This window comes from Micromonospora trifolii, from assembly GCF_022229005.1.
Lineage (GTDB): Bacteria > Actinomycetota > Actinomycetes > Mycobacteriales > Micromonosporaceae > Micromonospora > Micromonospora trifolii.
Map to the genome: position 1 here is coordinate 1 of NZ_JAKKFD010000042.1, position 11,041 is coordinate 11,041.

11 protein-coding genes, 3 tRNA genes and 1 pseudogene are annotated in these 11,041 nt (G+C 72.1%); 3 read left to right on the plus strand and 12 right to left on the minus strand.

Going from position 1 to position 11,041, the window contains the following annotated elements; all coding sequences use genetic code 11:
- The 5 genes and pseudogenes from NIE79_RS34280 to NIE79_RS24430 all read right to left on the minus strand — a co-directional run.
- A pseudogene (locus tag NIE79_RS34280) lies at positions 1 to 114 on the minus strand (IS30 family transposase); the annotation flags it as partial.
- Between the two features lie 110 nt (positions 115 to 224).
- Positions 225 to 297 (minus strand) — tRNA-Glu (locus NIE79_RS24415).
- 152 nt (positions 298 to 449) lie between these two features.
- A tRNA-Glu gene (locus NIE79_RS24420) sits at positions 450 to 522 on the minus strand.
- A gap of 134 nt (positions 523 to 656) precedes the next feature.
- Positions 657 to 728: transfer RNA gene (locus tag NIE79_RS24425), tRNA-Gln, on the minus strand.
- Between the two features lie 108 nt (positions 729 to 836).
- On the minus strand, positions 837 to 1,640 hold the full coding sequence (locus NIE79_RS24430) for a fumarylacetoacetate hydrolase family protein (RefSeq protein ID WP_238680795.1): 804 nt from the start codon (positions 1,638 to 1,640) through the stop codon (positions 837 to 839).
- Positions 1,641 to 1,814: 174 nt separating this feature from the next.
- Here NIE79_RS24430 and NIE79_RS24435 point away from each other — a divergent pair, with 174 nt between their 5' ends.
- Positions 1,815 to 3,233 (plus strand): hypothetical protein, encoded by a 1,419-nt coding sequence (locus tag NIE79_RS24435; protein ID WP_238680796.1) that lies wholly within the window; start codon positions 1,815 to 1,817, stop codon positions 3,231 to 3,233.
- A gap of 34 nt (positions 3,234 to 3,267) precedes the next feature.
- Positions 3,268 to 4,134, plus strand: coding sequence for a 3-methyladenine DNA glycosylase (locus NIE79_RS24440; RefSeq protein WP_238680797.1), 867 nt, complete (start codon positions 3,268 to 3,270; stop codon positions 4,132 to 4,134).
- Positions 4,135 to 4,148: 14 nt separating this feature from the next.
- Here the strand turns inward: NIE79_RS24440 and arfB are convergent, their stop codons facing one another.
- The 7 genes from arfB to NIE79_RS24475 form a co-directional block, all read right to left on the minus strand.
- Positions 4,149 to 4,574, minus strand: coding sequence for an alternative ribosome rescue aminoacyl-tRNA hydrolase ArfB (gene arfB, locus NIE79_RS24445; protein WP_238680798.1), 426 nt, complete (start codon positions 4,572 to 4,574; stop codon positions 4,149 to 4,151).
- Positions 4,575 to 4,608: 34 nt separating this feature from the next.
- On the minus strand, positions 4,609 to 4,905 hold the full coding sequence (locus NIE79_RS24450) for a hypothetical protein (protein ID WP_238680799.1): 297 nt from the start codon (positions 4,903 to 4,905) through the stop codon (positions 4,609 to 4,611).
- Positions 4,906 to 5,003: 98 nt separating this feature from the next.
- Entirely contained in the window at positions 5,004 to 5,858 is an 855-nt protein-coding gene (locus tag NIE79_RS24455) for a S1C family serine protease (RefSeq protein WP_238680800.1), read from the minus strand.
- 38 nt (positions 5,859 to 5,896) lie between these two features.
- On the minus strand, positions 5,897 to 6,856 hold the full coding sequence (locus NIE79_RS24460) for a VWA domain-containing protein (protein WP_238680801.1): 960 nt from the start codon (positions 6,854 to 6,856) through the stop codon (positions 5,897 to 5,899).
- Entirely contained in the window at positions 6,853 to 7,866 is a 1,014-nt protein-coding gene (locus NIE79_RS24465; RefSeq protein WP_238680802.1) for a DUF58 domain-containing protein, read from the minus strand. Before NIE79_RS24465 ends, NIE79_RS24460 begins: the two co-directional genes overlap by 4 nt.
- Entirely contained in the window at positions 7,863 to 8,912 is a 1,050-nt protein-coding gene (locus NIE79_RS24470; RefSeq protein WP_238680803.1) for an AAA family ATPase, read from the minus strand. The genes NIE79_RS24465 and NIE79_RS24470 overlap by 4 nt, the downstream gene beginning before the upstream one ends.
- Positions 8,913 to 9,193: 281 nt before the next feature.
- Positions 9,194 to 9,703 carry a hypothetical protein gene (locus NIE79_RS24475; RefSeq protein WP_238680804.1) on the minus strand — a complete coding sequence of 170 codons (510 nt, stop codon included), beginning with the start codon at positions 9,701 to 9,703 and terminating at the stop codon, positions 9,194 to 9,196.
- Positions 9,704 to 10,044: 341 nt separating this feature from the next.
- Between NIE79_RS24475 and NIE79_RS24480 the strand changes: the two genes are divergently transcribed.
- Positions 10,045 to 11,028 (plus strand): endonuclease/exonuclease/phosphatase family protein, encoded by a 984-nt coding sequence (locus NIE79_RS24480; RefSeq protein ID WP_372471788.1) that lies wholly within the window; start codon positions 10,045 to 10,047, stop codon positions 11,026 to 11,028.
- Positions 11,029 to 11,041: the final 13 nt, after the last annotated feature.

Below are 11,041 nucleotides of genomic sequence, written 5' to 3' on the forward strand. Positions count from 1 at the left end.
CCACTAATACGCCGACCCGCACCCCACAGATGCTCCAACACCTGCCGATGCCCGAACGTCAACACACCCGGCCTGGCCACCAACACCCCCCAGCACAACCAAGATCAGTTGCACTGAACCTTAGAAACCACCCGGCGTGTCGTGACGACAACCTCATGATCAACGAGAGACCGGGTGGGCAACGAGAAAGGCTCACCTCGCGTCGCGAGATGAGCCTTTGGTTGTAGCCCCGACCGGATTCGAACCGGCGCTACCGCCTTGAGAGGGCGGCGTCCTGGGCCGCTAGACGACGGGGCCAGAACTTTTCCGTTCACCACCCTCGCGGGCGGTGCGAATGTAGTCTAGCGGCACCGTACCCGGGCACGAGCGCGGGGTGCGCCGTCGCCCGAGGGCCCGGCGGCGGACACGAAACAGCCCGCCTCACCAGGTGAGACGGGCTGTGCACGCTGTAGCCCCGACCGGATTCGAACCGGCGCTACCGCCTTGAGAGGGCGGCGTCCTGGGCCACTAGACGACGGGGCCAGAACAACTTTCGCTCCCCCACCTTAGCGGCGGAGGAGCTGCACTCTGCCGAAGACCGCCCTCCGCCCCCGAAGGGGCGGAGTCGAACTCCGTCAAAATCCAGCGTCTGGAAATTCTCGCGAATTCCAGCAGCGCTGGGGTACCAGGACTCGAACCTAGACTAACTGAACCAGAATCAGTCGGGCTGCCAATTACCCCATACCCCATTGGCCCCTTGCGGCGCCGGGAGTGAACTTTACCCTCCCGGTGCCGGCAGGCCAAATCCGATCCCCCCGAACCACCCGTGAGCTGCGGAAACAGGGGCATCAGACGGATCAGGCGACGGGAACCACCGGGTTGGTGAGCTCGCCGATGCCGTCGATCCGCACGGTGACCGTATCCCCCTCGACAAGCGGGCTAACCCCGGCCGGAGTGCCGGTGAGAACGACGTCGCCGGGCAGCAGGGTCATCACGTGCGAGATGTACGACACCAGGCCCGGCACGTCGAAGACCATGTCCTTCGTCCGGCCGAGTTGGCGTACCTCCATCTCCTCCGGGTTGCGACCCACCTCACAACGGATCTCCAGGTCGGACACGTCCAGCCCGGTGGTGATCCACGGGCCGATCGGGCAGAACGAGTCGAAGCCCTTGGCCCGGGTCCACTGCCCGTCCGAACGCTGGAGGTCCCGGGCGGTGACGTCGTTGGCGCAGGTGTAACCGAAGATGGCGCGTTCGGCGGCGGCGCGGTCGGCGCGGCGCGCACCCGGCGCACCGATCACGACCGCCAACTCCGCCTCGTGCTCGACCTGCTTGGAGAAGATCGGCAGTCGGATGGCGTCCCGGGGGCCGATCACCGAGGTGGACGGCTTGAGGAAGAGCAGCGGCTCCTTGGGCACCTCGTTGCCGAGCTCGGCGGCGTGGTCGGCGTAGTTGCGGCCGACGCAGACGACCTTGCTGGGCAGGATCGGCGAGAGCAGCCGGACGTCGGAGAGGGCCCAGCGGGCCCCACTGAAGGTGAGATTGCCGAACGGGTGGCCCTCGATCTCGGCGATGGTCAGGGCCTGCGGCCCGGCCTCCGCTTCGCCTTCGACGGCACCGAACGACATTCCCTTGGCATGGGCGAAACGAGCGATACGCACCCGGCCAATCTAGCGCCGCCAGCGCCCCAACCGGCCAGGACCGGCGGTCGGGTGTGCTCAACCCGTCAGCGCGCGGCACCCTACCGGAGCTGGAGGTGACCGGGGCGGACTTCTCGACTTCGTACCCGCACGGAGGCGGCTCGCCCCTAGCGTCGGCTCCGGAGGTTCGTTCGTATGCCTGCATCGACACGACACCACAGAGCCCTCGCAGTGTTCGTGCACTGCCTCGGCATCCTCGCCGCCGTGCCGGCCCTGCCGTCGGCGGCTCCGGAGGCGGCGGCCGTGCCACGACCACCGGCCGCGACGCCACAACCAACGTCGGCCACGCCACCACCGGCCGCCACACCGGCACCAGCGGGATCCCGGGCACCGGTGGCGATGGTCGCGCGGCTGACCGAGCCCACCCCACCCTCGGCGCCACCGGCGATGGCCCCACCGACCCGGGCGCCGGCGTCGGCGCCCCCGCAACAGGTCACCGTGGCTGTCGCCACGGAGAGCAGCCCGGCACCGAGGTACCGGATCCAGGTGCGCAACGTGAGCAACTCGCCGCTGGTGACCACGGTGCGTCAGGAGCTACCGCCCGGCTCGTCGACGACAGCGATCAGCGGTGGTGGCCAGTCCACCCCGGCCGGCGGATCGGCCACCGAGGTGACCTGGCGGTTGCGACTGCCCGCGCACAGCACCACCACCCTGGGCACCGCGCTCGCCGCGACCGCGCCGGGCCGGCCGCTGACCGCGCCGACCTGCGCGTTCACCAGTGACGGCAGCCGACCGTACGACTGCGCCTCGGCCACCTGGCAGGCGGCGGCGGCACCGGCGGCCGAGGTGAGCGAGGCGCCGCCGTGGCGCCGCTACCCGGTGCTCCTCGCCGGCCTGGCGGTCCTGCTGCTGATCAGCGCCGCACTGGTGTGGGTGTGGCGACGTCGGCGCGGACGTCGGGTGACGGCTGCCGCACTCTCCACCGGCGGCGGCGCCGAGGGTGGCCGCGGGACGGTCTACCCCCGCCCGGCCGCCCCGAGCCCGGTGCGGCGGCGGCGTACCCCGCCGGTCTGGGTGTTGGTGGGCGCCGCCGTCGTGGTGCTGGCCGGCGTGGTCGGCACCGCGGGTTGGACGGCGACCCGGCAGGTAGCGGCGATCGACACGCAGAAGCAGCCCACCAGCGGCGCGTGGGTGGGCTCCGGGGTCAACGGGTCGCTGGGCGTGCCGCTGCGCGAGTCGGCGTTCGAGTTCACCGTGTACCGGATGACCTGCGGCGCGCCCGGCACCGCCGGGAAGCCCGACGGCGGCGGTGCCGCGCCGGCCAACGGGCGACGCTGCGAGGCCACAGTGGGTGTGCGCAACGTCACCGGCGACCATCAGCCGTGGCACAGCGAGCTGCAACGGGCGTACCTGCCCGGGGGGCGCTGGGTGAGCACCGACGAGTCGGCCACCCGGACGGCGAACCTGGGTCGGGACGTCTTCGCCGACCCGATGGCGGCGGGCACCCGGATGGTGCTCCCGCTGGTCTTCACAGTCGACGGGCGGGACCCGCCCCAGCAGCTGGAGCTGCGCAGCGGGGTGTTCTCCGCCGGGGTTCGGGTGCAGATGCCCTGACCGGGTGTGCGGGCGGCGGTCGTACCCTGGGTGGGTGACCGCCGCCCTCGCCCCCGCCGTGCTCGACGTGGCGCAGTGGCAGGCCCGCCGGCGGGCCCACGAGGAGCGGGCGGACGTCTGGCTGACCCCGCACCTGGCCCGGCGACGACGCGGTGAGCGGCATCCGGTGGCCGACTTCCTGTTCACCTACTACTCGCACCGCCCGGCCCAGCTGCGTCGCTGGCATCCGGGCCCCGGGGTCGAGCTGCGCGACGCCGATCCGGCCGAGTTCGGCCGCGACTACCGCGCCAGCGCCGCCGGGGTCACCCTCGACACCGCTGGGGTACGCGCGCGGCGCGGCGAGTCGATCGCCTGGATCCGCTCCCTGCTGGAGGCGACGCGGGGGCGGGCACCGCACTTCGGCTGCTTCGGAATGCACGAGTGGGCGATGGTCTACCGGCAGACCCGGGAGGAGCTGCGGCACAACGCCTGGCCGCTGCGGCTGAGCGCGGAGCGCACCGCCGAGATCGTCGAGGAGCGGGGCGTGCGGTGCAGCCACTTCGACGCGTTCCGGTTCTTCACCCCGCCGGCCCGCCCGTTGAACCTGCTCACCCCCACCCGGGAGACGCAGCACGCGCACGAGCAGCCGGGCTGCCTGCACGCCAACATGGATCTGTACAAGTGGGCGTACAAGTTGTCGCCGTTGGTCTGCTCGGAGCTGGTGGCCGACGCGTTCGACCTGGCCCGGGACATCCGCACGCTGGACATGCGGGCCAGCCCGTACGACCTGGCGGCACTCGGTTACCCGCCGGTGCGGGTGGAGACGCCGGACGGCCGGGCGGAGTACGCGGCGGCGCAGCGCGGGTTCGCCGAGCGGGCCGCAGTGCTGCGCGACCGGCTGCTCGCCGCCGTCCCGGCCTAGTCGCCGTCGGCGGCCTAATCGTCGTCGGCGCGGCGGTCCCGCTTGCGCTGGGACTGGCGTTTCTTCTCGGCCAGCCGGCGTTCCTTGGCCCCACGGGACGGGCGGGTCGCCCGGCGGGTCGGCGGTGGGGGCGCGGCGGCCTCCCGCAGCAGTGCGGTCATCCGGGCCCGGGCCGCCTCCCGGTTGGCCAGCTGGGCCCGGTGCTCGCTGGCGGCGATCGTCAGCACCCCGTCGACCAGGCGGTTGGCCAGCCGGTCCAGGGCCCGCGACCGCAGCCACTCGGGGACAGCCGGCGAGTTGGCCACGTCGTAGCTCAGCTCGACCCGGGAGTCGGCGGTGTTCACGCCCTGCCCGCCGGGCCCCGACGAGCGGGAGAAGCGCTCCCGTAGCTCTCCGGCGGGGACGACCCACCGGTCGGTCACCCGCAGTCCGTCGTCCACGCCCCGAGGCTAACCCGCGGCGATCCGCCGGGGGTCATCGGTGCGGAGGCTCACTCTGCGTCGGGGACTGGCTGGGCGTCGGCCCGGCGGTCTCCTCGTCGGAGCCGACGGCCGCGTACGCCACAGCGCCGAAGAGCAGCACCCCGATGACCGCGGCCTTCACGGCGACGCCGCGGATCAGCGACCAGGCGCCCCGGCGGGCGCCTGGCACCGACTTCTTGACGGTCTGGTAATCGTTCCACCCGCGTCGTGCCCGGGCGTACGCCGACCCCACTGCACATCCGATGACCAGGCCCACCAGCAGGAGGACCGTGAGAAGAGGACGCTCCACCTCCGCCAGTATCCATACCGAGCGTAATATTTCCATGGTCCGATGCCGTCCGGCCGGATATCTGACACTGGTGGCCCCCGTCAGGGCGTTCGGGCAGCTCAGCCACCCTTGCCGATGATCGTGTCGGCGGTCTGCTGCACCTGGTCGATCGGGATGGCGAACCCGATGCCGATCGAGCCGTTGCCGTCGATGGTGGCGATGGCGGTGTTCACCCCGACCACCTCCCCGCGCGCGTTGACCAGTGGCCCGCCGGAGTTGCCGGGGTTGATGGACGCGTCGGTCTGGACCGCGCTGTGCCGGTTGTTGCCGAGCCGTACCTCCCGGTCGAGCGCGCTGACGATGCCCGCGGTGACAGTTCCGGCCAGACCGAGCGGCGACCCCACCGCGAGCACCGACTCACCGACCCGGGTCGCGCCCGGCTTCGCCAGGGGCAGCGGGGTGAGACCGGCCGACGCCGGCACCTTCAGCACCGCCAGGTCGCTGCGCGGCTCCCGTCCGACCACCTCGGCGGCGAACCGGCGGCCGTCGGGCAGCTCCACAGTCACCGGCCCGCCACCCCCCTTGGCCAGGATGTGGTCATTGGTGATCAGGTGCTGCTGGTCGTCGACGGCGAAGCCGGAGCCGGTCGCGGACCCGCTGCTCGCGCCGCCGGCCAGCACCGACACCACACCGGGTACGGTCCGCGCGGCCGCGGTGACCAGCTCGGCGGGCACCGGGGCGGCGGACGCCGCATCCGGGCCACCAGCCCCGTCCCGGCTGGCCACCACGCCACCGGCGAGAGCACCGGAGACGGCCGAGACCGCCACCACTGCCAGCACGGCGAGCAGCCGCCCGGGTCGTCGCCCGCCGGGGTCGCGTTCGGGCGCGTCCCACCACCCTCGCCCGTCCGGGTCGAGTTCCGGCGAGATGAACCAGGGACCGCGCGGTTCGCCCAGTCCGGTCTGTACTGCCATGCGTACTCCTCACGGTCGACGTCGGTTGTGCGCGGCGGTCAGGGCAGCCGGGAGAACCAGCGCATCGAGCCGGCGGCGGCGCCCATCGCGAACACCAGTCCGAGGCCGATGAACCGGGCCGAGACGTCCTGCCGCTCGGTGCGGTAGCCCACCGAGCTGCCGATGTCGTCGTAGACGGCACGCAGCTCGTCGGTGGTGCTGGCCTCGTGGAACATGCCGCCGGTCTCCTCGGCGACCGCCTTGAGGGTCTGGCCGTCCACCGGAACCTGGATGGGCCGTCCACCGCGGTCGACGAACCCGGACGGGGTGCCGAACGAGATCGAGTGCACCGGCACCTCCGCCTTCACCGCTTCCGCGGCCGCCTCCATCGGGTCCATGCCGGAGGTGTTGGCGCCGTCGGAGAGCAGGATGATCCGGGCGGGTGGGGTCTCCTTCGCGGCTTCGCTGTCCAGGCTCTTGACCGCGCCGAGCGAGGTGTTTATGGCCTCGCCGATCGCGGTGCCCTGGACACCGGTGATGCCCTCGGCGAGCCGGTCGATCCCCTCGTCGAGGGCGTCCCGGTCGGTGCCCGGGGGCACCAGCACTGCCGCGCTGCCGGCGAACGCGACGAGACCCACGTTGAACTCGTCGGGCAGGCCCTCGACGAAGCGCCGGGCGGCCTCCTTCGCCGCGGCCAACCGGTCCGGTTCGACGTCGGTGGCGAGCATCGACGTGGAGACGTCCACCGCCACCATCACAGTGGCCCGTTCCCGGGGCACCCGGACCTCGGCGCTCGGGCGGGCGAAGCCGACCACGAGCAGCGCCAGCATGGCCAGGAAGAGCCCGGCCGGTACGTGCCGACGCCAGGCGGGCCGCTCCGGCGCCACCCGGTCCAGCAGTCGCAGGTTGGTGAAGCGAACCGCGTACCGGCTGCGTCGCCGCTGCATCACCAGGTACACGACGACCAGGGCGAGCACGCCGAGCAGCAGCCAGAGTCGCAGCGGCGACTGCCAGATCACGCGGCACCTCCCCGGGGCCGACCGACCGGCGCGGCGGCCAGCCGACGCTGGGCGTGCACGTGCCGGACGATGTCCGCGCTCCAGTCCCCGTCCGTGCGCAGCGGCAAATGGGTGGCCCCGCTGCGGCGCAGCGCCTGACGGACCTGATCGCGCTGGGCGGTCGCGGCCTCGGCGTACCGCTCGCGCAGCCCACGATCCGATGTGCACACCTCGCGGTGCCGACCGGTTTCCGGGTCGACGAGCGTGATCAGGCCAACGTCCGGTAGTTCCAGCTCACGCGGGTCGGTCACCTCGATCGCCAGCACCTGGTGCCGGACGGCCAGTCGGCGCATGGTCCGCTCCCAGGGCGCTACCTGGCTGGGATCGTCGGGCAGGCCGTCGAGGAAGTCGGAGACCACCACTACCAGCCCACGCCGGTTGGCGATCCGGTGCAGCGCGTCGAGCCCGTCCGCCAGATCGGGCGGTAGGGCTGTCGGCCCCCGCCCGGGCCGGTCGGTGGGCGCGGTGGCCCGGGGGGCTGCGAGCAACGCGCGGAGCAGAGAGAGCAGATGGGTACGCCCGCTGCGGGCCGGGAAGCGGCGTACCCCGTCGGCGCGCAGCACCTGGGCGCCGAGGCGGTTGCCGACGCCCGCGGTCAGGAAACCGACCGCCGCGACGGCGGCCACCGCCAGTTCCCGTTTGTCCAGCTCGGCGGTGCCGAACTCCATGCTGGCGGTGCCGTCGACGAGCAGCCACGTGGTCAGTTCCCGGTCGGCGTCGACCTGCCGGACATGCGGCACGGCGGTCCGGGCCGTCACCGCCCAGTCCATCCGGCGGACCTCGTCCTCGCCCGGCCGGTACTCGCGGCTGCCGGACGGCTCACTGCCGGGACCGGGCAGCAGACCACGGTACTGGCCGTGCAGCAGGCCGTTCAGTCGGCGGGTGACCGTCAGCTCCAGGCGGCGCAGGCGCTGGTCCGGGGCCAGCTCGGCCAGGCCCGGGTCGGCGGGCGCGACGGTTGCGCGTCTCATGCCGCCGCCAGATCCGGTGTCTGCTGCGGGTGTCCGGTGGCCAGCCGGGGCGGCGGCACCGCCTCGACGAGCCGTCGCACCACGCTCTCGGCCGAAACCCCGTCGGCCACCGCGTCGAAGGAGAGCACCAGCCGGTGGGCGAGGACGTCGACGGCCAGCTCACGGATGTCCTCGGGCAGCACGTACTCCCGCCCGCGCAGCAGTGCCTGTGCCCGGGCGGCAGCGACCAGGCCCAGGGTGGCCCGGGGGCTGGCCCCGTACGCCAACAGCGGGGCGATCTCGGGCAGCCCGAACCGGCCCGGGTCGCGGGTGGCGAGGATCAGCCGCACCACGTACTCGGCCAACGCGTGGTGGACGAAGACCCGCTCGGCGTGGAGCTGGAGGTCTCGCAGCCGTTGTGCGTCGAGCACCCGGCGCGGGGTCGGCCGGTCGGTGCTCATCCGGTAGAGGATGGCCAGCTCGTCGGCGTCGCTGGGGTAGTCGACCACCACCTTCATCAGGAACCGGTCACGCTGCGCCTCCGGGAGCTGGTAGACCCCCTCGGACTCGATCGGGTTCTGGGTGGCCAGCACCAGGAACGGCTCCGGGACCGGCCAGCTGCGCCCGCCGATCGACACCTGCCGTTCGGCCATCGCCTCCAGCAGCGCCGACTGGACCTTGGCCGGGGCCCGGTTGATCTCGTCGGCCAGCACCAGATTGGCCATGATCGGGCCCAGCTCGATGTCGAAGGTCTCCTTCGACGCCCGGTAGATCCGGGTGCCGACGATGTCCGAGGGCACCAGGTCCGGGGTGAACTGGATCCGGGAGAAGGTGCCACCGACCACTGTCGCGAGGGTCTGCGCGGCCAGTGTCTTGGCCACGCCGGGCACCCCCTCCAGGAGGCAGTGTCCGTTGGCGACCAGGGCGGTGAGCAGGCGTTCGACGAGGCGATCCTGCCCGACGATCACGCGTTTGACCTCGAAGAGGGTCTGTTCCAGCTCGATGCCGGTCGGCTCCGGATCGACCGGGCTGGGCATGCTGGCCAGGGTGTCCGAGATGTCCGTCACGGTGCTTGCTTCCCTGGCACACGCCCGGCAAACGTCGGATTGTGCGGGCCGGACCGGCCCGGAGTGGCCGGAATGGGGATGAGCCGCACGGAAGGGTGACGACCGTCGCGAGCCTGCCGAGGGGTGGACAACCGGCGAGGGACCAGCCAGTGAGCGCCCGACCGGCACGAACCGGTCGAGGGAGGCCCTACCGCTCTCCCCGGGGCCGGCCGAGGGTGGTCGTCGCCCAGACAGGGTCCGGCCCCCGTCGCCGGAGGCGACGGGGGCCGGGTGTCGGTTGGTCAGGGTGTGTGGGTGAGCAGGGTGAAGCCCAGGTTGGCGGGCGTCCCGGACGAGTTGCGGGTCTGCACGAAGACCGCGTTGGGCGTGCCGAGGCGCGGGGCGACGGAGACCTCGCCCCCGGGCGGGACGCAGCAGGAGCCGGCCAGGGAGAGAGTGGCCAGGAAGGCGCCGGCCGAGACGGTGTGACCGAAGATCACCTCGTACTCCCCGACACCCCACTTGAGCACGGTGCCGGTGCCGCGCGCCTTGGTGCCGTTGGAGTTGACGACGGTGAAGACGTTGGTGGCAACCAGTGGGGTGGCCGCACCCGCCTTCATCGCGGCTTTCGCGATACGCGCCGACTCGGCGGTGACCGGTGGCTGGGCGTTCGTGCTCCGTGCCGCCGGCTGGGCCGCGTCCTGCGGCGCCTTCGCCGACGGCTGGGCGATAGCGATGCCCCCGCCGGCGAGACTGAGCCCCAGGACGGCGAACGTTACCGCCGCCACCTTACGTCGGAAGGATGTGCTCATGACAGGTCCCCCTTGTGTGACCGTGCGAATTCGGCCGACCCGCGGGGCGGGACGGTTGACTGCCCATAAATAGGCGTACGACGACAGTTGGACGGGGGAAAGCTGCCTCGCTTACACCCGATGAGATTGATTACTTAGCAATCTGCATCCCACCTGAGCTGCGGTTACTACTCAGAGTTGCGTCGTTTAAGCCAGATGGAACGTAGCACCGAAAAAAGCCGCCAGTCAATAGTTGATCTCGCTTTTCCGGAGTGTCAACCAACCGTCAGATAATTGTGAAATGTGAGCGCAGCACCATTCATGAAATGGCTTCGCGGGGCCCGACTAGGATCACCGTCGTGATCGTCGACGCGCCGCCCTCGCACCGGTTCGCTCGGCTCGGCACGGTGCTCTGCTGGCTTGCCGTCGCACCCACCGCCCTCTGGGCGGGCGCCCGACTGCTCAGCCTGGACCGGGGGCCGTTGGTGCAGGCGCTCGCCTTCACGCCGTACGTCGCGGCCGTCAGCGTGCTGGTCCTGGCCCTGGCACTCGCCCTGCGGCGCTGGTGGCCGGCGGCGCTCGCGGCCGTGGCGGCGGTGGCGTTGCTCGGCACCGTCGCACCTCGGGCGCTGGCCAACCCGCAGCCGGCGGCGGCCGGGCCGACCGTGCGGCTCCTCACCGCCAATCTGCTCGCCGGCGCCGGCGACGCGCAGACACTTGTGGAGTTGGTCCGGCGACACCGGGTGGACGTGCTCACCGTGCAGGAGTTCACGCCGGACGCGCAGGTCGCCCTGGATCGGCTCGGCCTCGCCACGCTGCTGCCGCACCGGCAGCTCAACCCGGAGGTGGGCACCCCCGGCTCCGGGCTCTACTCGCGGTGGCCGATCACCGACGGTGGTGTCCGGCGCAACCTCGAGGGTTGGGGCTTCAGCCAGGCGTACGCGACGGTCTCCGTTCCCGGTGGGTCCCCGGTCCGCGTCGAGTCGGCCCACCCCTCGGCGCCGTACGCGCTGGACCAGGTGGGCGCCTGGCGTGCCGACCTGGCCGCCCAACCAACGGCCACCCCGGACGGTGGCCTGCGGATCCTCGCCGGAGACTTCAACGCGACCCTCGACCACAGTCCACTACGGGCCCTGCTGCGCAGCGGTTACGTCGACGCCGCCGACGCCACCGGGAAGGGTTTGACCGGCACCTGGGGTCCGTACGACGGTGACCTCACCCCACCCGTCACCATCGACCACGTCCTGGTCGACAACCGGATAGCGGTCCGCTCGGTGAAGGTGCTCGACCTACCCGGCACCGACCACCGCCCAGTCCAAGCCACCCTAACCCTCCCCACCCCCTAACCCTCCCCACCCC

Coding starts and splice junctions, on each gene's coding strand:
- NIE79_RS24435 (WP_238680796.1), top strand. CDS start 1,815: ATGCCTGCATCGACACGACACCACAGAGCCCTCGCAGTGTTCGTGCAC.
- NIE79_RS24455 (WP_238680800.1), bottom strand. CDS start 5,858: ATGGCAGTACAGACCGGACTGGGCGAACCGCGCGGTCCCTGGTTCATC.
- NIE79_RS24465 (WP_238680802.1), bottom strand. CDS start 7,866: ATGAGACGCGCAACCGTCGCGCCCGCCGACCCGGGCCTGGCCGAGCTG.
- NIE79_RS24475 (WP_238680804.1), bottom strand. CDS start 9,703: ATGAGCACATCCTTCCGACGTAAGGTGGCGGCGGTAACGTTCGCCGTC.